The sequence below is a fragment of the Paenibacillus sp. FSL K6-2524 genome (assembly GCF_038005525.1).
GTDB classification, from domain to species: domain Bacteria; phylum Bacillota; class Bacilli; order Paenibacillales; family Paenibacillaceae; genus Fontibacillus; species Fontibacillus anaericanus.
This window is the reverse complement of record NZ_JBBOSP010000001.1, coordinates 833,375-852,702: the sequence shown is the minus strand read 5'-3', so window position 1 is coordinate 852,702 and position 19,328 is coordinate 833,375. Positions and strand designations below refer to the sequence as shown.

The window sequence follows — 19,328 nt, the reverse complement described above, 5'->3', positions numbered from 1 at the left end:
TGATAAGGCTTATGGGACATTTTGTTATTCCAATTCTATTCTACTACTCCAGTAACTACGGTTACGATACTTTCCTGCAAAGCCTTAGCATTTTGCGACTTATATGGATCAGCATCAAAGATAATCGCATCTGCTGTGAAATTCTCTTCTATACGTCCCAGACTGTTCCCATATCCCAAAACTTCGGCGGCAAACTCCGTAGCAGCTTGCCATGCCTCTTTACGAGTTAATCCACAATCGATTAGTGTCTCTAACTCTTCAAGGTTGCATCCATGAAGCGCAGGTGTAGCATAATCCGTACCGAATACAATTCGTGCTCCTGCTCTCTTGGCATAATTAATGGCTTTAGGGTGAGCTTCGGCGGCACGAGCGGCACGATCACAAATTTCTTGGTTCAAGGAAAGAACTCCAGATGGATCTGCTGCTATACGATAAATGGAAGCCGTAGGCACAAATGCTGTCTTGGATTGAGCAAGTCGATTGGCTTGAGCCTCGGTTAAATACATTCCATGCTCAATAGATTCCACACCAGCATTAATAGCCCAGTCAATAGTAATCCCGCCCCAAGTATGAACCAATACTTTTATGTTCCGTGCGTGGGCGCTACGCACTATGAAAGTGAATTCTTCCTCTGAAAAAATCGGGTTCAATACGGTATCTGATGGTGAACCCAATCCCCCCGTTGCAAGGATCTTAATCCAGCTTGCCCCCGAATTAATAATTTCTGTGACCCGTGATTCCAAATACTTAATCCCTCGTGCATCATGAGCTCCAAGCATATCACCGCAGGTGTGAACTCTTAACGGCTGGTTGTAATGCTGACCTATATGCTGTACAGTACTTGGCTGAAGTCCACCCGCATCACGCACTGTAGTGACTCCGGCCCGTAGCGTTGCCTCAAAAGCTTGTGCTTGCAAGACTTCTACTTCCAGATCAGCACGCTTTAACTGATCAGCATGATCAAAATCCGTCCATGCCAAATGCGTATGAAGATCAATTATACCCGGAGAAATCCATACATCCTTGGCTGGATTATTGGGTTGATCGGTCGAGGTTATAGACTCACGAATGGACGAAAACCGCCCATTACTTATCGTTATATCGAATCGCTTATCAGCTATCCCCGCAATATATATTTTTTCAAATGTTTGATCTTGTTGAAATTCAGCGCCCATCTTCATTCCCCCAGATTGACCTTTGGACAGCAATTGCATTTGCAGGGTCTTGATGCACTAGTTCTGCTAGCGTTGTGATAGCTTGTTCAATGCTTTGCTGGTTGGCATTCGCACCAAAATGGTTAATGCGTAAGAGCTTACCATACAGTTCTCCATCTCCTGGAGCCACAATGCCTATAGGTTCATTGATACGGAGATTGCTATCACTTTGAGGAATCCGCACAGTTGTAGTCAGCGGTGAGTAGCCACTTTCTTTCCGTTGCCATGGTTCAAGGCCTAAGGCTGTAATCCCCGCAATTGCAGCAGTCGATGCTAACTGATGACGATGGTTAACTACTTCTAAGCCTTCCTGCTCCACAAGTGTTAATGCTTCTATAAGTGCCCGGGCTTCTAACACAGGGATATTGGCGGGAACTCTCAGTGGAGCCGAACTAGTATGGGGACATCTTAAGTCAAGCAAGGATAGAATGGAATTACGTGGTGCATGTTCGTTGGAAGCTAGAAATTCCCAGCCACGCGAGGAAATCCCCACAGCGCTAATCCCGTTGGGACCGGCTAGCGCTTTTTGTGCACCAATAGCTACAAAATCAATGCCCCACTCGTCCATAAGCACCGGCTCTCCCCCGATTGCCGAAACGGAATCTGCCACGGTTATGAGGTTTGATCGGCGTGCGATATCCAGTATTTCCTTTGTCGGATTAGTGCCCCCTGTGACCGCTTCTCCCTGCACGAAAGAAAGCGCACATGGATTATAACGTTCTATCGCTGCAGTAACTACTTCTACCGTTATTACTTCATCAAAGGGCACTTTAACCTCAATGACCTCTGCTCCACCACGTTCAAGCCATTTTCCGAAAATATCTCCATAGGGACCTGTCACTATATTGAGAATCTTGCGACCGGGAGCGGATATGCCTGCTGCTATGGCCTCAATTCCCAGGATTGCCTCGCCCGGAATAATTACCGGGGATTGTTGAGTTGATAAAAGTTTAGAGAGCAAGTGAGTGAGTGTATCAAACTCCGATAGAGTAAGAGGTCGAAATCCTTTATTATCTTGACTCATTATGAAATACCTCCTTCGATGTTGGATGTTGGCATTCTTGGAACAGCCGCCAATAGCTCGCGGCTATAAGACGTCTCCGGGTGAGTAAAGAATTGTTCCTTAGGGTTAATCTCAAGAACCTTTCCATGACGCATTACCGCAACAGTATCACTTATCGCATTTATAACTCCTAGGTCATGAGAGATAAACAGCAGCGTTAGATTAAGCTCCGATTTGAGATGGTTAAAGAGTTCAAGCACACTCAGCTGTACCGAAACATCCAATGCGCTCGTTGGTTCATCCGCAATAAGTATACTTGGCTCAACGCTTAAGGCGCGAGCAATTGCAATCCGCTGGCGCTGACCGCCGGAAAATTCATGAGGGTATCTGTCAAGGGATCTTTCGTCGATATGAACACGCGCCAGAAGCTCCTTACATCTTTTATCCACCCCAGAACGTTCAACAATTTTATGAAACAGCAGCGCTTCGGCAAGAATTTGCCTAATTGTATGTTTTGGATTAAGCGATGAATCCGGATTTTGAAATATCATTTGGATCATTTTATGCTGTTCCCGGCTTCGCTTCTTCCCTAGTGTTTGAGAACCCAGCACGACTTGTCCCTCATCAGGGGTAATCAGTCCGGCTATTACTCGAGCAAGAGTTGATTTACCTGAACCAGATTCGCCCACGAGACCAAGTGTAGTATGCTGCTGTAGCTCCAAGCTTACGTTGTCCAAGGCAGTAAATTTACCATAATGAACTGACAAATTTTCTATCCGCAATGCTGTCTTCATACACCTGCACCCCTTTCAAACTCTGGTAAAGGAAGTACCGCATTAATAAGCATCTGCGTATAGGGGTCCTGTGGGTTTTGCAGAAGGCTTAAGGAGTCACCACGTTCAACGATCTTACCCTCTTTCATAACACAAAGCTTGGAGCACATCGCAGCAGCAATGGCAAGATTGTGAGTTACAAACACGATGGCAAATCCAAGTTCGCTTTGAAGTCGTGTAATTGTCTCGATTATCTGCTGCTGAACCGTAACGTCAAGCGCTGTGGTCGGTTCATCACAAAGAAGTATACCCGGCTTGCACGCTAAAGCTATGGCGATTACAATACGTTGACATTGTCCGCCTGAAAGTTGGCTAGGGTATCGATCCGTATGCTTTAAAGAATCAGGAAGACCAAGCATTTCAAGCAGTTCCAAAGCTATGGTTCGTGAAGCCCTCCGGCTTACATTCTGTCTGTAGTACACTACCTCAGCAAGCTGCCGGACAACCGGACATAGAGGATCAAGCGCTCCTCTCGGGTCTTGAAAGATCATAGCAGCTCTACCATCACATTTGATGACCCCACTGACTTGTTCTACACCACGTGGGAGTAAACCAAGGATGGAACGCAAAGTAAGCGATTTCCCTGATCCGGATTCGCCTACAATCCCCAAGCTTTCGCCCGCTCCAACCGAAAGACTTACATTGGTGACTAGTTGTTTTTTAGATTTTGCAGCAAGCGACAGTCCTTCTATTTCCAAAATCGGATTCATAGAAATCATTTTCTCCTCCATAAGTCTGCCAGACCATCACCCACAAGGGATAACGCTATTCCCGTGTATACGACGGCGAGTCCCGGAACTGCTGAAAGCCACCAAGCTGTGGTTATAAAGGATTGACCATCAGAAATCATAGTTCCCCAATCCGGAGTAGGCGGCGCGATGCCGATACCGAGATAACCCAGCGTAACAATAGCCACAAGCAAACCAACCATATCCGTCATAAGTACTACCACTGCTTGGGGAAGTACATTAGGCAGTAGATGCCGCAGTATGATTTTTACCCCTGGTATCCCAAGGGTTTGAGCCGAAGCTACCCATTCCTGCTTGCGAAACGATGCACTAAGGCCTTTAATTACACGTGCATATACAATCCAGCCCACCAAGATAAAGGTGATATATATCCCCCGTTGACCTGCGCCACTGGCAAAGGCCACTATAATTACAATCAGATAGAAGGGAAAGGCAATAAAAGTATCGGTCACTAATGTAATAAGCGTATCTATCCATTTACCGTAATATCCAGCAAGCATCCCCAGAAACACACCCGTGCAAAAAGGTATAATCTCTGCCAACACCATGATTTTCAAATCCGTCCGCGCGGCATAAATGAGCCTCGTAAATAAATCACGTCCCAGTTGATCAGTCCCCAGCCAATGCTCAGATGATGGGGGCTGCAAGATAGCATACAGATTCTGGTCGGAAGGATGGTAAGGGCTTATAAACGGCGCCAGCACAGCCAAGCCTACCAAGATTATTAGCATGATACTTCCCACTAATAGAGATGGAGTATTAAGTATTCTATTGATGATACGTTTATTCTTATCGTCCGCTTGCAATGGAAGGTCTAATAGTGTGGGTTTCATTATTTTCCTTTCGTTCTGGGATCAAGCCGCCAGGAAGCGATTTCGATCAGGAGGCTGATGATTACTACAGATATCGCACAGTAAAGAGCTATACCTTGTATAACCGGGAAATCCCGTTTTGAAATGGATGAAAAAAGTAAACTTCCTATACCTTTGATGCCAAATACCTGTTCAACAACCAACGTACCACCAATCAGGTAGGAGATGTTTACGCCAAGGAGCATAAGGGTAGGAAGCGCGGAATTACGCAGAACATGCTTCATTAGAATAACCCTATTCGGTATTCCCGCCGCCTTCAAGGTGACGACAAAATCCGATTCTAGCACTTCCAACATTTGTGCCCTTAGAGAACGAATTAGTGTAGGAATTTGTGAAAATGCGACAGTTATCGCAGGTAGAATAAGACTGTGTAGTGTTCCAGTCACACCTTCACCGACTCCCCCCACGGGAAACCACCCTAGCCGAACGCTAAAAATCAAAATAAGTAACAAGCCCACCCAAAAAACTGGCATACCAAGTGTTATAGTAGGAAAAATCCGTATCATATGATCAAGCAGTCTATCTTTATGAGTTGCTGCAAGCGTGGCAAGCACAAGTGAAATAAGTATTGCCAAAAGGCTAGCCATCGCAATAAGCAGCAACGTAACGGGAGCTCGCTCTGCAATAAGTTCTCTTGAGGAGGTACCCGAAATAATCGAAGATCCGGTATCTCCGTTTATGAAGAGATTTTGCACAAAGCGCACGAACTGTTCCCAAAGAGGAAGATCCAGCCCGAGAGTATGGTGCATACTCTCGATAGCCTCAGGCGTGCTGTACTCCCCCAAGATCATTTTGGCGGGGTCTCCCGGCACAATCCTTATAATGAAAAAGACTGCCGTCACTACACAGATGATCACTACTGCTGCTCTTATAAGAGCAAGCAGTAGCCATCTGCGCGGTGAATCTATATCTACGAATTTTCTTAGCAGGTTGCTAGACTTAATCATTTTTAATATGAACATCCTCAAAACGAATGCTGCCGTTAGGAAGTACAACTATCCCATCAATATTAGAACGGACACCTTTCAAAATATCTGGGTAATAAAGCGGAATATAGGGAACTTCATCAGCAAGTGTCTGTTGAAGCTTGGCGTAAATATCCCCACGCTCTGTCCCATCCAGCGTTTTCTGTCCCTCGTACAAGAGCTTAGTAACTTCATCGTTCGTGTAATGAGTCCAGTACGACTTACTGAAGCCTTCTGGATCTGTCTGAAAAGCAAGGATCGAATTCGCTTCTGGAGAATCTGCCTGCCCACTGTTAATCATCGCTGAGAAATCATAAGCAAAGAAACGCTCACGGAATGAGGCCAACTCTATGGATTCAATCTCAATATTTATACCAATACTTTTGGCAGCTGCTTGAATGATCTGTGCCTCTTGAGCTCTTGCACTGTTTCCGGATGCGATAAGCAATTTCGTCGAGAACCCACTAGGAAATGATGATTTTGCAAGTTCTTCCTTGGCTGCAGTTGTATCGAATCCCAGTGCTTTGATCGAATCGTTTGTGTTGTAGGGAATTGCCGGTGGCAACAAAGAGTTTGCAACCTGGGCATAACCAAAGGTAAGCGCATTGGTCAATCCTTCACGGTCAATTGCTAGTGCCAGCGCGCGACGAACATGTACATCAGAGAAATGCTCATCCAGCGTATTGAAGAATAACTGTTCTGTTACCCAACTACCATTGGTAACCACAGTAGTGTCTGCCCCTTGCTTAATTTCATTTGCATTCCCAAGAGCTACTGACTCGATAGCGTCTACCTCACCAGCCTTGAGCTGATTGATAGCTTGGCTGTCATCTTCAATGAGTTTGTAGACAAGTTTGTCGATATAAGGCTTACCTTCCTGCCAATAGTTAGGGTTCTTGGTGAAAGTAAGATCACCCGCCTTATCCCATGTCTCAACGACAAAAGGTCCAGTACCTACGGGATTCTTAAAGAATTCCTCTTCGGAGACGCCGCCAAAATTGTTCGGAATTATACCATTAGAGAAATTACTTAGCTCTGAAATGAATGGTGTGTAAGGTTCTTTAAGCGTAATCACCAAGGTTGCAGCGTCTTGAGCCTTAAGTGACGCGACCTGCGCTGCTATAGCCAAAGGACCTCCAACATCCAAATGCCTTTGAAGCGAGAACACTGCGTCCTCAGCAGTAACTTCAGTTCCGTTAGAGAACTTCAGACCATCACGTAATACAAAAGTATAAGTTAAACCATCTGTACTAACAGTATGGGACTTTGCAAGCCAATCTACAATTTCACCCTTACTATTAAATGAAATTAGCGGTTCAAATACTTTATCAATTGCAAAAGCATTATTTGACGTAATTTGATTATGTAAATCCAATGAGTTTACAGAAGCCGGACGACCATACGTAAAAGTGCCACCTTCTGCAGGTTGATCGGCAACTTTGCTTTGGTTAGTTCCTTGATTTACGGTTTGATTTGCATCTTTATTTTGGCCCTGATCATTCTTTGATCCGGAGCATCCTGCCACAAAAACCAATAAAAGAATCAATAAAGGTCCAACCAAGAACGACTTCCTACGAAATGCGCTAAATTTTGACATGCCAGATCCCCCTCTTATCTAATTAATCTTATATGTTTAGTATGGATATCATTATGAATCAATGTACCTCTCCCGTCAATCGAAATTAATTAACGAGTTGATTAATCTACCTTACGAGGGGAGTCGTTTTTTTGCAATAGTCCATTAGAAAAGAACTCTATTGCATTCGAATCAACTAGCTGTTATAGTATGACTATAACAGCTAGAATAAAGGAGGTGCCCACTTGATTATTGAACTTGATATGCAATCAGAGGTTCCAATCTATACACAATTAGTGAATCAAATCATCGAAGGGATCGCGAGCGGGCGCTTACAGCTTGGAGAACCACTTCCATCCGTTCGCAGTCTCGCAGCAGACATCGGTGTCAACCTTCATACGGTTAACAAGGCATATACCTTACTAAAGCAAGATGGATTTATTCAAGTTCACCGCCAGAAAGGTGTTGTTATCCATCCGGATGGTATGCCTCCGGTAACGGCCGAATACAGTGATAAGCAGCGCCAAGAACTCAAGCCCATCGTTGCTGAAGCCATCTGCCGAGGCATGAGCAAGGAAGAATTACTTCAGATTGTCGAACTTATTCACGAAGAAATAACACATAGTGGAAAGGAGACTTCATAATGCAACTACTCTCTGCTTTTATCTTGATAATGCTGTTTCTTCCCATAGCTGCCGTCCTGGCTTTTACTCCCTATTTCACCAGGGAAACGATCAGCTTCGGAGTTTCGGTTAGTGAAGAGCATTACCGTAGTGATCTTTTACGCAAGATGCGTAAGAAGTTTGCTTCTATCAGTGTCGTGATCTATAGTATTTTGCTCCTAACTAGTCTCATCGTACTGGTGCAAACAGGAGATCTGGGTCAATCGATAACTGTAGGTGTTTGTGTGATCGTTATGATCATCGTATCTGTTGTTATGAACCTCACCTTTTATTTTAAAATGAAAAAACTCAAACCTTCCCTTCCACCTGGTCCCACCAGTGGCAAGACAATCCTAGCTATTGATACTAGTTTTCGCCAGCATAAGCTCATACTTTCTAACAAATGGTTTCTGGTTCATTTCGCTATCACCGTAATTTGTACGATCTTTGTCTTTGCCAATTACGACCGAATTCCAGAAATAATTGCAATGAAATTTGATTTCCAGGGTAACGTCATAAGTAGTGCTGCCAAGTCCTATTGGTCCGTCTTGTTCCCGAATATCATGCAAGTGATCATGCTCTTAGTATTCCTGATGGTCAACCATAGTATTTCGAGCAGTAAACAACAGATCCATGCTGGGGATCCTGAACGCTCCATCAGACGAAACATCGTATTTCGCCGTAAATGGTCTCTGTTCACGCTATTATCCGCATTTGCAATAACATTCCTATTCGCCTTTATTCAGTTGAATATGATTTATCCCATGAAAGTAGAGATCTTAGCATTCGTGAGTATTCTGGTTCCGGTCTTCATTGTCCTATTTGCCATAATCCTCGCCTTTACTACCGGACAGGGTGGTAGCCGAATCGAACGTTCAGAGGTTGGTTCTCCCATACAACCCGTGAATGATGATGCTTATTGGAAACTTGGAGTCATATATTTCAACCCCAAGGACCCCGCAATATGGGTGGAAAAAAGGTCAGGTATCGGATGGACAATTAATACAGCAAATCCCATGTCCTGGATTATCTTTATTGGCCTTATCGGCATCATTACTCTGGTCACCGAATTTGCAAAATAACTGCAAATTCAGTAGATAGATAACTATTAATTCAGATTCTTAGGAGGAACCCTCATGTCCAAGAAAAACAAGAAGTTCCATGTAGTTGCAACAACTGCTCTGGCACTCACACTTACCTTACCAGCACTCTCAACCTCTGCTGCATCTGTACAGAATGGGTCAAAGCTAACTCCCATACGGGATGTAGCAGCTAAGATCGGTGCAGAGATCAAATGGAATCAGAGTACGCAAAGTGTTACCCTTACTAACAACAATCATGTAATTACCTTTAAAATCGGCGAAAAAAAGGCATTAATTGACGGGAAGTCTGTCGCTTTAAACCAACCATTCCGTCTCGTATCCGGTCACACCTTAGTTGATGCAAACTTTATTACCAAAGCGATGACATCTCAGGAAGCCGCTGAAGATGCTGATACCGCTGACCTATTCCTTGAGTTGCTAAAATCCGGGGACGGAACCAGCGCAGCCAAGTATGTAAGTCCAACATCGTCCACTGCTCGCCCCGAGGCTTTCCTTAATACAGCATGGAGTAGTTTCGCAGCTCAGTTCGGTGGTGTTAAAGGAGATCCCATCAAGAACGAGAGCAGTAATGCTATTCACCGGAATGTAACCTATACGTTCCAGGGTGCCATTCCCTTTGACCTAACGCTAAGATTAAATCTTGCGGGTCAAATTGACGACATGTTCATTGCCGTTTCTTCCGCTTCAAATTATCAAAAGCCATCCTATGATATTGCCTCTTCCTACATTGAACAGGAAGTTGTCGTGGGTGAAGGTGCGCTCGCCCTACCCGGAACGCTCACTACTCCAGTTGGCAAAGGGCCATTTCCAGTCGTTGTGTTAGTTCACGGTTCAGGTATGCATAACCGTGACTCCGCTATCGGCGGGTCAAAGCCGTTCCGTGACCTTGCTGTAGGTCTTGCTTCCAAAGGTATTGCAGTACTTAGATACGACAAAGTAACCTACGAGCATACATTCAAAGTGGCTTCACAGCCTAAATTTACATTAAAAAAAGAAACTGTTGATGACGCTATTTCAGCCGTGGAGTTACTTAAAGCAAATCCCAATATCGATGCTTCCCGCATCTTTGTCGCAGGACATAGTCAAGGCGGTCTCGCTATGCCACTTATTCTGGACGCCGATAAGAACGGCGATATAGCTGGTAGCATTCTGCTGGCTGGACCTAGTGACACATTCATTAATGTTATGGCAGAGCAGCAAGTGGAGCTAGTATCCCGTCTTAAAGGGTTGGGTCAAGATACGACACCTTATGAGCAAAGTGCCGCATTAATTAAGAGCATGTCCGATATGTTAAACGATCCGCAGTATTCAGTGGATAACCTCCCAGCTCAATTCCCATTCCAACCTTCTTATTGGTGGTTTGAGCAAAAAGGGTATAAACCATCTGATCTTGCCAAGAAACAATCCGGACAAATGTTAATCTTACAGGGGGAGAACGATGTCCAAGTATCGATGAATCAATTCGACGGATGGAAAACAGCGCTGAAGGATCGCAAAGATGTCCAATATAAATCGTATCCTAAAGTGAATCACTTACTAGCTGAATACGATGGGGTATCAGTGGCTGCAGAATATGCCCTACCATCCAATGTATCCAAAGCCATTATTGACGATATCGCCGCATGGGTTCAAAACATAAAATAAAGATCATTCTTCCCTATCAAATATCGCAAATTAAAAACGGGGCTATTCCATTAGTAGATTTATCTACTAAGGATAGTCCCTTATCTATTTATTCTACTTTCTATGCTCTCATCCAATCACCCTTCTACTATTCATCATATAGTGTTTTCAGAAGGGAGATGATAACATTGCCATTATCAAAAGAAGTAAATATATCTCAGGTTTTTCCACGGCTCACTATATTCTCCGAAGAAAATTTCCGTGGCTCAAGCAGAATTCTCAGAGGGAATCTAGGAATTCGGAATACAGATAGTATCCTTGATGGAATTGAAAGTCTTCGTTTCTTCTCCACAAGTTCTAATGCAACATTAGTTCTATTTACTAGAACAAGATTTCGTGGAAACTTCCGTGTCCTTCGTGGAAACCACAATATTGCAGACCTAGATGATTTTATCTCAGGTCAAGATGTCGAATCCTTAATCTCAACTAATCAAAGATTAACACTAACTCAAATTCGAAATATTCGTGACCGTGGAACCCTACCGTCTGGATACAGTACATTCTAAAAAGTTTGTCTTCATGCGTAAATAAAATGACCGACCAAGGCTAACCTCCTTGATCGGTCATTTTGTATTAGTTAAGGAATTTTCCCACTTAAGAAGAATGTATCATCATACCCATTTCTCGTGCCGCTTCAATCAACACAGGACTAAATTCGATTAGCGTTTGTGGTGACAGTCGACTCACGGGTCCTGATAGCGATAAAGCCGCTGCTATTTTTCCCGTTCGATCAAAGATGGGTGCAGAAACCGCAGCCGCTCCAGGCTCACGCTCCTCATAGCTTGTAGCATACCCAAGCTTACGTATCTCCTCTAATTGAGACACATAAGCCTGCCGATCGATTGTAGGAGGCCACTCACGATCCTCCAGCACAGCATTTAATACTGCCTCGTCGGCATAGGCAACCAACACCTTACTAGATGCGCCCACATATAACGGCAACCTTGCACCCACGACGGCAACCCGTCTAATCGCCTGATTGCTCTGGACAGCTCCAATTCTCAACCGATCAATTCCATCACGTAGGTATAAGCTAACTGTCTCGCCTAAGCGGTCACGGAGCTGTTCCATTTGTGGTAATAATAGAATCGCTGGATCATCATTCTGGGATAAGTGAGCCGATAGCTCCCAAACTTTCATCCCAAGACGGTATTTCTCTGTTGATGTATCACGTATAACAAAACCCTTATCCTCTAGTGTAGCTAAGAGCCTATGCACAGTACTTTTGTGTATCCCAATCCTTGCGGAGATTTCAGTAAGTCCAAGATCGCTCCCCTTGGTGAAGCACATCAATATATCAAGCGCTCGTTCAACAGCACGAACCGTTAATTTGCGGTCTTCCATTCAGTCTACCCCCTCCGGTTTCACTACATGAAACGTGGTTACATAAATTATATGGAAAACACTCCATTCCGTCAATTATTGACTTTATAGAGTGCTAGTCTTACGATAGTTTCATAGTGTACCGCCTTTATTCGACAAAACTTGATTGAATTTTCATTCGATCTACTCATATAATTTAAATATAATATTAAAAATTGTTTAGGAGGAGAGACCATGAGCCAAACGAGCCAAAGCCACCTCTCCCTAAAATCCGAGATGAATGAAGCTACGCCTTCTGTGATATCAGCTCGGCATATCAGTATCAAGCATATCGTTGTTGCTTTTCTACTATCCATCCTATTCTTTCTAATATTCTGTTTTGTTTCCTTACACGGATACATTGCCTGGGTTCTATCCAATCCGACAGTAGCCCCTCTATACTCGAATCCAAAGCTTTCTAAAGATTTAGAGTATCAGGATGTCATTTTTCCCGCAGCTGACGGAAGTCGGATCATGCAAGGTTGGTATATTCCCGCAGATCAATCTAAGAAAACGATCATATTTAGTCACGGATATGGAGCAAATCGCGAAGAAACCTGGGTTCCAATGTACGATCTGGCCCACTTCGCTCATAGCTTGAACTACAATGTGCTGATGTTTGATTATGGATTTGCTGCTCAGAACAGCAAGGAAGTAGCTACCGGTGGCAAGAAAGAAAAGGAACAACTCCTTGGAGCAATTCAATTATCCAAACAACTTGGTGCGCAAGAGCTCGTCATTTGGGGCTTCTCCATGGGGGCTGGGACTGCACTGCAGGCTGCCTTGACCAGCCAAGATATCGACGGAATGATACTCGATAGCACCTTTCTGTTGGAACCAGATACGATGTATCACAACATCCGGCAGAATATCAATCTACCAAGGCATCCCTCTTTGGAAATTATCGGTCTTTTACTTCCGGCACTCAATGGCACAAGTTTTCGACAAATCCCATATTCTGAGGTGAAATCGAAAGACTATCCTTTCCCAACCCTATTCATTCATGGAACTGAGGACGAGAAGGCTCCTTATCCGATCGCTGAGCAATTGGCTGAGAATCAGACTAATCCTGCATCTGGGGTATGGATTTCCGAAGGTGCACATCATGAAATGATTTTCCGCGAGCATCCGAAAGAGTATTTACGCAAAGTATCCAACTTCCTTAGCAATATTGAATTATCATCTACCGATTAATTAATTCACCTGTTGCACTCAAGGGGGCCATTTAACGATAGCATAGTCCAAACCTTCTCTCGAATAGGTATTTAATAGCGATGAGAACTTTAGGAGGTTAGCTATGCTATTCGTTTATGGCCCTTATTTGCCTGTCCGAATTTTAGAAGAAATTCGCTTTTGGAAGGAGCAGGAGAAAGAACACACTGATGTCATTAAAGCAATCATCCCTAGTTTAGAAGTTTGTTACGTAAACCTACTTAGTGAGTGGCAAAAGGTCTTTGCTGAGGTAGAGCAGTCCGCCCATATTTTGCTACAATATGCCCTATCTTCAGAACAAGCCGCTTGTGACCCTCTGTTAATACAGCAAACCGAACAACTCCTCGAAGTAGCTTGCCGGCAATCGCATGAATTCATAAGACAGTTGTATTGTATTTTGGAGCAAAGTATCGCTGTAAGAGAAGTTCCGCTTGCAAAAACAGTGCTGCTGCATATCATTCGCGAATCGGAATATTTCCTCTGCGTGCTTGAAACCCTCAACCGCCCTGGAGAACTCGCCAGCAATGTTAACAATGCCCCAGCTATTCTAGACCCTCACTACCAAACTATTGTCGGTTCTCATACCATGATAAGCAGAGACATCCCCCTCTCAATTGATATCCTAGAAAAGGAGATCAACGAACTGAACACTGATCTGCCTACACCTGAGGTGCGTAAGGGCAGCAATATAAGAGAACCTAATCGTTCCGTACCGATTGGAGGACATACCCTGCCCCCACTACCTTACGCTTACAATGCACTTGAACCTTACATTGATGAGAAGACCATGCGCATCCACCATGACAAACACCATAAAACCTATGTAGATGATTTAAATGTTGCTGAGAAGAAACTCCAGGAGGCCCGGAAATCAGGTAATTTTGATCTGGTGAAACACTGGGAACGAGAACTAGCATTTAACGGGGCCGGGCACTACCTACATACGATATTCTGGGATACGATGAGCCCTGAAGGTGGTGGCAAACCTGAAGGTGAATTACTGGAACAAATCAAATCGGATTTTGGCAGTTATGATGCTTTCCATAATCAATTCTCCAAAGCCGCTGAAAAGGTTGAAGGCGGTGGCTGGGCCGTTCTTGTCTGGAGTCCACGTAGTCATCGTCTGGAAATACTGACAGCTGAGAAGCATCAGAACCTATCGCAGTGGGACATCGTACCACTTCTCCCACTGGACGTATGGGAACACGCCTACTATTTGAAACACCAGAACCAACGTAAGGACTATATTGCCGATTGGTGGAATGTCGTTTATTGGCCCGAGGTGGCAAAGCGTTACAATGAAGCGAAGAAGCTCAAATGGCAACCTTTCTGATTCTGGCACTCTATCTATATCTATAAAAAATAGGCTGACGTTGGTTAATTACCATCGCCAGCCTATTTATTTAACATGATTAATCCTTGATTAATGACAAGAACTCCGCTCTTGAAGCGGCATCGGTACGAAAACTCCCCCGTACTGCAGAAGTGATCGTCTTACTCCCTGGCTTCTTAACACCACGAGCGCACATGCACAAATGTTCACCTTCCACGACAACCATGACACCAGCGGGATCCAGTACTTCTTCCATAATGTCAGCAAGTTGTGAAGTGATTCGTTCTTGCACCTGCAAACGCCGGGTAACAACTTCGACTAGTCGGGCCAGCTTACTGAGCCCCGCGATTCTTCCACTTGGGATATATCCGATATGCGCTTTGCCGAAGAAAGGCGCCATATGGTGCTCGCATTGACTGTAATACACAATGTCTTTTACAATAACGAGCTCTTGATGATTCTCTTCGAACGTAACACCGAGTACCTCACGGGGATCAATCTCATATCCTCCGAATATTTCTTCATACATCCGGGTGACCCGGGCTGGGGTTTCATGTAAACCCTCCCGTTCGATATCTTCGCCAATCAGCTTTAAAATTTCACGAACGTGATGCTCAATCTGATCTCGGTTCTCACCGACTTTGTTGTTTACGTAATCTTTAAGTCCTGCCATCAAGCGCCTCCTCCTTTCCAAAAACTCCGTCTTCTAGGAGCGATTAAGTTTACTTTTTCTTACGTTTTGCTGCTGGCGCTCCTGGTGCATTTGGTGCTCCGCCTTGATTCTTCATCATTTGCTGTGCACGTTGCATCTGTTTGCCATTCAAGTTGTAACCCATTTGTTTAGCCATCTTCTGAAGCATTTGCGGGTCATTCTGCATCTTTGTCATCTGACTACGTAGATAGTAGACACCGATGAAGAAACCGCCAACTAAACCGACAATAAGAGTAATAATAGGTATTACGTAATTCATCACTCAGCCACCCCTGTATTAATATAACCAACACTATACATTATAGCTTGTACAACTAAAAAATATAATAGCATTACCATTACAACCTAGCAAATCCAATCTGAATAACGCTTATACCACTAACTAAAGAATAATTGAAGAAATTAAGCTAAAACAGCCTCAATAAATACCGTTGTCTCAACTGCCAAATCTATTTCCTTAACATCTAAATCATCACCTGAACCACGGATAATACGAATTACGGGGCGTCCGGGAAGTCCACGGTGTTGCTGGACAACTACTCCATTCTCCTTCGTAGACAACCGTACACCTGTACCATTCGGATATACTGAGACGATTCTTGTAAACTCCACCAGCACTTCGTGGTCAAGTTCATGTTCAGAAGAGGCCATCAAACTTTCGCATGCCTCATGTGGAAGCAACGCACGTCCCGTTCCTTCTGAGCCACCACCAATCAAATTATCGTAACGATTTGCAACCGCTACTATCTTGGGGTATAGATGAATTTCTTCTCCCATAAGTCCACGCGGCACACCACTTCCATCCATCCGCTCGTGATGTTGAAGTGCTGTGTGTGCGATTAATAGATTAAATTCACGTTTATGCTTTAATACCTCAAACCCCCGCCAAGTGTGATGATTCCTCATATCATCTTCATCGGCACCCTCGGGTAACGGAATGGACTTACCCATGTCATGCAGTAAGGCTCCTACTGCTAAATCCTTCAATTGAGAGAAGCCAAGCCCCATATTTAATCCAATCATTGATGAAATTAAACAAACATTAACGGCATGAAGATATTGAGCATTATCCGCTGTCCTGATATCCGTCAGTTGTAGAAGTACATCCTTATGATTCAGCACATCATTTAACAAAGCATCTACGCCGCCGAAGACTTTCTTAGTGCTCCATTCTTTACCCGATCGAACTGCCTCATGCAATTCGTTCATTTCTCGAAATACCTGTCCTTTGGTTGATTCGCTCAAAACTTCATCCATTTGAATATCCTCAAAATCCGTATCTTTGATATACAGCATGGTAACACCAATCCGTTTCAACGTGTTGATCATATAGACTGTAAGCTGAACGCCGGAAGATAACAAAACCGTACCATTAGAGGAATATACCGTTCTACCAAGATATTGCCCTTGTTCGATATCCTCAACACTTATGAACCTCATAATCTCAATCCCCTCTGATGACTAATACCATCTGATGTCTCTGCCATACCAAATCTAAAAACCAAAATTCGCTCCCTGCAGCGACATGGAATTAATCAAACCTCCGGTGTTTCAGCCTCCATGAGCTTGCTTTCAGCATTTCGCAGACGCTTCAGTACCTCTTCGTCCGTCTCTGTAGCAATTGCTTTGACAATAGCACTTAGTGCTTCTGTCCCCCCGATTCGACTTAATGCCCAAGCGGCTGTTCCCCGCATCACAGGTCTTGAATCTTTTATCAGTATATCTATTAATTTCGGCACAGACCCGGGATCTTTGAAGTTCCCTAGTGCAATAATCGCATTTCGTTGAATAGGGTTCTTTCCTCTCCAAGCCGCAGCACTTGTTCCGAAACGTTCTTTAAACTGTCGATTGCTTAAATCCAGAATAGGTAAGAGCAGCGGTTTCACCGTTTCAGGATCAGGTTGAAGCTCTGGACGATGGTTCCAATGTTTCCCTTTATTCTTAGGGCATACCACCTGACATGTATCGCAACCGTACAACCGATTACCTATCTTCAGCATAAATTCCTCTTCCACGAACCCCTTGGTTTGAGTTTGGAATGAGATACAACGCTGTGCGTTTAATACCCCAGGACCGACTAGCGCACCCGTTGGACAGGCATCTAGACATTTCGTACACTCACCACAGTCTTCAGTAACCGGAGTATCCGGTGGAAAAGGAATATTAGTGATAAGTTCGCCAAGGTAGACCCAAGTTCCCCACTTCGGGGATATAATCAAGCAATTTTTCCCTTTGAATCCGATTCCAGCGCGATCAGCTACCGCACGGTCGACCAAAGCACCTGTATCCACCATATTCTCAATTCTAGCCTCAGGAATACGTTCCCTGATGAAATCCTCTAATTTCCTCATGGCCTCACGGAGTACTAAATGGTAGTCTCGTCCCCAAGCCGATCTAGCTAGAATCCCCCTTCGCTCACCAGGGGCCGATTTCGGTGGATTCTCCATTTTGGAGGGATAGGCCACAGCAATAGAGATGAGCGAAGCTGGTTGTCCATCAAAAGAAAGTTCAGGATAAATCCGCTTGTCGATATCCGGTTCTTCAAAACCAGATTCGTAGCCCTTCTCGCGCCGGTCTAGTAACACAGCCTTTAATGAAAGAAATGGATCAGCCGAGGCAAATCCTATATCGTCGATCCCAAGCGATGGGGCGGCCTCTTTAATCTCTCGCTTTAATTCAGCCCACATAGATTCCCTGCTTGGCTTACGAGCTTTCAAGTTATTATCCACCTCATCACCTCCTTTGATGTCTTCTTGATGTCATACGAATCATAGCAAATACTACAAACCTCTTATTTTGGAGATAGGCCAAAAAACAAACTCAGCCCTACCCACAATCTGTTCACTCTTCACACTTCCAAAAGAGCGACTGTCTTTACTCCGTCCAGCATGGCGATTATCCCCCATAACGAAGTATTCGTTCTCTCCGAGCGTAAGCGGCTTAATGTCACTATCCTGTATTTGGACATCCGTATAAGGCTCATCTTGAGATTGCCCGTTAACTATTAATTTATGCTCACGGATCTCCACTGTATCCCCAGGTTCCGCTACGACTCGCTTGACCAGAAACATCTTTCGATCAGATCCAGTACTAGGGTCCTTTAATACCACAACATCCCCACTCTTCGGAGATCCGATATGATACACCAGCTTATTTACAAATAGACGTTCCTGGTTTTCTAAAGTCGGCTCCATGGATTGCCCTTTGACTAACGACAAATTGAACACAAATATATTTAACAGCAGCATGACCACAAAAGCGATCAGTATCGTTTTACTGAAATCCCAGAGTTCTACAAGCCATGTCTTCTTAGACTGCAGAATTTCCTCAGCAGCGATGGCCTTATCTTGTTCGTTCGTATGATTTACATCTCCCGAAGGAATAACAGGTTCCATTCCACACCTCGGTTATAAGTTATTTAAAAATTGCGCTAATAATAGAAAAGCATATCCCTCGCCCAAATGCAACGGACGAAAGATATGCTTAGTTCATTCCAATATAATACACGCGATATTGGCCCGATTAAGATCCCGACAACGAGTGAACCGCTGCAATATTAAGTTTCTGGAAAGCCTCAAGAAACTTATTAGCTCCGTATCCCATCGCTTCATAAAGCGGCATTGCCACTCCCTTGTTATGCTCGTCCCCCGCTATCATAATACGGTGAACCTTCCGCTGTTGGAAACGTTGTTCCATAGCAGTTACAAGACTTTTGCCAGCTCCACGGCGTCTGTAATCTGGGTGAATGGCGATCCGGTAAATACAACCCAAATCCTTCTGATCGATCGTTCCAATAAGTACACCAACGATCTCTTCGTCCACTTCCGCGATCATGATTAACTCAGAATCCCAAGACAGTTGTCTGGCAAACGCCCGCTTAGTGTCTTCGTAACATTCTTCCGATAAGGCAACCTGCAAAAGCTCCATCACTTGATTGACATCACTCAACTGAAAGGAACGGATACGCATGCTCTGATCTCCCTTTTCTTATGCAAGATAGATTCATGTAAAATTTAAGGTTCAATTTTACATCAACCAAATAGTTTGAA

The 19,328-nt window shown here is 44.1% G+C and carries 19 protein-coding genes and 1 pseudogene; 6 read left to right on the top strand and 14 right to left on the bottom strand.

Annotated features, from left to right (window positions below):
* Nucleotides 1-35 precede the first annotated feature (35 nt).
* The 7 genes from NST85_RS03715 to NST85_RS03685 are packed head-to-tail and all read right to left on the bottom strand — an operon-like array spanning nt 36 to nt 7,233.
* Nucleotides 36-1,175, bottom strand: a complete 1,140-nt coding sequence (locus tag NST85_RS03715) for an amidohydrolase family protein (RefSeq protein ID WP_341188561.1) — start codon at nt 1,173-1,175, stop codon at nt 36-38.
* A complete protein-coding gene (locus NST85_RS03710) occupies nt 1,165-2,238 on the bottom strand; it encodes a pyridoxal-phosphate-dependent aminotransferase family protein (protein ID WP_341188560.1) in 1,074 nt (357 codons plus the stop codon). Before NST85_RS03710 ends, NST85_RS03715 begins: the two co-directional genes overlap by 11 nt.
* Nucleotides 2,238-3,011 carry an ABC transporter ATP-binding protein gene (locus NST85_RS03705; RefSeq protein ID WP_341188559.1) on the bottom strand — a complete coding sequence of 258 codons (774 nt, stop codon included), beginning with the start codon at nt 3,009-3,011 and terminating at the stop codon, nt 2,238-2,240. Before NST85_RS03705 ends, NST85_RS03710 begins: the two co-directional genes overlap by 1 nt.
* The gene (locus NST85_RS03700; protein WP_307397774.1) at nt 3,008-3,760 is read right to left on the bottom strand and encodes an ABC transporter ATP-binding protein; all 753 of its coding nucleotides are present in this window, start codon (nt 3,758-3,760) and stop codon (nt 3,008-3,010) included. Before NST85_RS03700 ends, NST85_RS03705 begins: the two co-directional genes overlap by 4 nt.
* Before the next feature lie 5 nt (nt 3,761-3,765).
* A complete protein-coding gene (locus NST85_RS03695) occupies nt 3,766-4,632 on the bottom strand; it encodes an ABC transporter permease (RefSeq protein ID WP_341188558.1) in 867 nt (288 codons plus the stop codon).
* Complete coding sequence (locus NST85_RS03690) at nt 4,632-5,618, bottom strand: ABC transporter permease (RefSeq protein ID WP_307397776.1); 987 nt, start codon at nt 5,616-5,618, stop codon at nt 4,632-4,634. Before NST85_RS03690 ends, NST85_RS03695 begins: the two co-directional genes overlap by 1 nt.
* Complete coding sequence (locus NST85_RS03685) at nt 5,611-7,233, bottom strand: ABC transporter substrate-binding protein (protein WP_127193950.1); 1,623 nt, start codon at nt 7,231-7,233, stop codon at nt 5,611-5,613. Before NST85_RS03685 ends, NST85_RS03690 begins: the two co-directional genes overlap by 8 nt.
* 224 nt (nt 7,234-7,457) lie before the next feature.
* Here NST85_RS03685 and NST85_RS03680 point away from each other — a divergent pair, with 224 nt between their 5' ends.
* The 4 genes from NST85_RS03680 (at nt 7,458) to NST85_RS03665 (ending at nt 11,166) form a co-directional block, all read left to right on the top strand.
* Nucleotides 7,458-7,856, top strand: a complete 399-nt coding sequence (locus tag NST85_RS03680; protein ID WP_127193949.1) for a GntR family transcriptional regulator — start codon at nt 7,458-7,460, stop codon at nt 7,854-7,856.
* Nucleotides 7,856-8,956, top strand: coding sequence for a DUF1648 domain-containing protein (locus NST85_RS03675; RefSeq protein WP_341188557.1), 1,101 nt, complete (start codon nt 7,856-7,858; stop codon nt 8,954-8,956). Before NST85_RS03680 ends, NST85_RS03675 begins: the two co-directional genes overlap by 1 nt.
* Nucleotides 8,957-9,010: 54 nt before the next feature.
* A complete protein-coding gene (locus NST85_RS03670) occupies nt 9,011-10,621 on the top strand; it encodes an alpha/beta hydrolase family protein (protein ID WP_341188556.1) in 1,611 nt (536 codons plus the stop codon).
* A 167-nt stretch (nt 10,622-10,788) separates the two neighbouring features.
* Nucleotides 10,789-11,166: a hypothetical protein gene (locus tag NST85_RS03665; RefSeq protein WP_341188555.1), complete on the top strand. Its 378-nt coding sequence runs from the start codon at nt 10,789-10,791 to the stop codon at nt 11,164-11,166.
* Nucleotides 11,167-11,254: 88 nt separating this feature from the next.
* Here NST85_RS03665 and NST85_RS03660 read toward each other — a convergent pair whose 3' ends face one another.
* Nucleotides 11,255-12,004 (bottom strand): IclR family transcriptional regulator, encoded by a 750-nt coding sequence (locus tag NST85_RS03660; protein ID WP_341188554.1) that lies wholly within the window; start codon nt 12,002-12,004, stop codon nt 11,255-11,257.
* A gap of 255 nt (nt 12,005-12,259) precedes the next feature.
* Here NST85_RS03660 and NST85_RS03655 point away from each other — a divergent pair, with 255 nt between their 5' ends.
* On the top strand, nt 12,260-13,216 hold the full coding sequence (locus tag NST85_RS03655; protein WP_425464360.1) for an alpha/beta hydrolase: 957 nt from the start codon (nt 12,260-12,262) through the stop codon (nt 13,214-13,216).
* A gap of 103 nt (nt 13,217-13,319) precedes the next feature.
* Complete coding sequence (locus tag NST85_RS03650) at nt 13,320-14,567, top strand: Fe-Mn family superoxide dismutase (RefSeq protein WP_341188553.1); 1,248 nt, start codon at nt 13,320-13,322, stop codon at nt 14,565-14,567.
* A gap of 79 nt (nt 14,568-14,646) precedes the next feature.
* Here NST85_RS03650 and folE read toward each other — a convergent pair whose 3' ends face one another.
* The 6 genes and pseudogenes from folE to NST85_RS03620 all read right to left on the bottom strand — a co-directional run bounded on the left by folE (nt 14,647) and on the right by NST85_RS03620 (nt 19,248).
* Nucleotides 14,647-15,240: a GTP cyclohydrolase I FolE gene (folE, locus tag NST85_RS03645; RefSeq protein ID WP_127195279.1), complete on the bottom strand. Its 594-nt coding sequence runs from the start codon at nt 15,238-15,240 to the stop codon at nt 14,647-14,649.
* 49 nt (nt 15,241-15,289) lie between these two features.
* A complete protein-coding gene (locus tag NST85_RS03640) occupies nt 15,290-15,538 on the bottom strand; it encodes a YneF family protein (RefSeq protein ID WP_127195278.1) in 249 nt (82 codons plus the stop codon).
* Between the two features lie 143 nt (nt 15,539-15,681).
* Nucleotides 15,682-16,719, bottom strand: a complete 1,038-nt coding sequence (locus tag NST85_RS03635; RefSeq protein WP_341188552.1) for an HD-GYP domain-containing protein — start codon at nt 16,717-16,719, stop codon at nt 15,682-15,684.
* A 101-nt stretch (nt 16,720-16,820) separates the two neighbouring features.
* A pseudogene (gene queG, locus NST85_RS03630) lies at nt 16,821-17,966 on the bottom strand (tRNA epoxyqueuosine(34) reductase QueG); the annotation flags it as partial.
* Nucleotides 17,967-18,059: 93 nt separating this feature from the next.
* Nucleotides 18,060-18,674: a signal peptidase I gene (gene lepB, locus NST85_RS03625; RefSeq protein WP_307397799.1), complete on the bottom strand. Its 615-nt coding sequence runs from the start codon at nt 18,672-18,674 to the stop codon at nt 18,060-18,062.
* Between the two features lie 127 nt (nt 18,675-18,801).
* Nucleotides 18,802-19,248 (bottom strand): GNAT family N-acetyltransferase, encoded by a 447-nt coding sequence (locus NST85_RS03620; RefSeq protein ID WP_341188551.1) that lies wholly within the window; start codon nt 19,246-19,248, stop codon nt 18,802-18,804.
* Nucleotides 19,249-19,328 lie beyond the last annotated feature (80 nt).

What these genes read in the sequence shown, in the direction of transcription:
- NST85_RS03650 (WP_341188553.1), top strand. Translation starts at nt 13,320, where the DNA reads ATGCTATTCGTTTATGGCCCTTATTTGCCTGTCCGAATTTTAGAAGAA.
- NST85_RS03710 (WP_341188560.1), bottom strand. Translation starts at nt 2,238, where the DNA reads ATGAGTCAAGATAATAAAGGATTTCGACCTCTTACTCTATCGGAGTTT.
- NST85_RS03700 (WP_307397774.1), bottom strand. Translation starts at nt 3,760, where the DNA reads ATGAATCCGATTTTGGAAATAGAAGGACTGTCGCTTGCTGCAAAATCT.
- NST85_RS03640 (WP_127195278.1), bottom strand. Translation starts at nt 15,538, where the DNA reads ATGAATTACGTAATACCTATTATTACTCTTATTGTCGGTTTAGTTGGC.
- NST85_RS03655 (WP_425464360.1), top strand. Translation starts at nt 12,260, where the DNA reads ATGAATGAAGCTACGCCTTCTGTGATATCAGCTCGGCATATCAGTATC.
- lepB (WP_307397799.1), bottom strand. Translation starts at nt 18,674, where the DNA reads ATGGAACCTGTTATTCCTTCGGGAGATGTAAATCATACGAACGAACAA.
- NST85_RS03635 (WP_341188552.1), bottom strand. Translation starts at nt 16,719, where the DNA reads ATGAGGTTCATAAGTGTTGAGGATATCGAACAAGGGCAATATCTTGGT.
- NST85_RS03620 (WP_341188551.1), bottom strand. Translation starts at nt 19,248, where the DNA reads ATGCGTATCCGTTCCTTTCAGTTGAGTGATGTCAATCAAGTGATGGAG.
- NST85_RS03660 (WP_341188554.1), bottom strand. Translation starts at nt 12,004, where the DNA reads ATGGAAGACCGCAAATTAACGGTTCGTGCTGTTGAACGAGCGCTTGAT.
- NST85_RS03705 (WP_341188559.1), bottom strand. Translation starts at nt 3,011, where the DNA reads ATGAAGACAGCATTGCGGATAGAAAATTTGTCAGTTCATTATGGTAAA.
- folE (WP_127195279.1), bottom strand. Translation starts at nt 15,240, where the DNA reads ATGGCAGGACTTAAAGATTACGTAAACAACAAAGTCGGTGAGAACCGA.
- NST85_RS03715 (WP_341188561.1), bottom strand. Translation starts at nt 1,175, where the DNA reads ATGGGCGCTGAATTTCAACAAGATCAAACATTTGAAAAAATATATATT.
- NST85_RS03685 (WP_127193950.1), bottom strand. Translation starts at nt 7,233, where the DNA reads ATGTCAAAATTTAGCGCATTTCGTAGGAAGTCGTTCTTGGTTGGACCT.
- NST85_RS03695 (WP_341188558.1), bottom strand. Translation starts at nt 4,632, where the DNA reads ATGAAACCCACACTATTAGACCTTCCATTGCAAGCGGACGATAAGAAT.
- NST85_RS03670 (WP_341188556.1), top strand. Translation starts at nt 9,011, where the DNA reads ATGTCCAAGAAAAACAAGAAGTTCCATGTAGTTGCAACAACTGCTCTG.
- NST85_RS03675 (WP_341188557.1), top strand. Translation starts at nt 7,856, where the DNA reads ATGCAACTACTCTCTGCTTTTATCTTGATAATGCTGTTTCTTCCCATA.
- NST85_RS03690 (WP_307397776.1), bottom strand. Translation starts at nt 5,618, where the DNA reads ATGATTAAGTCTAGCAACCTGCTAAGAAAATTCGTAGATATAGATTCA.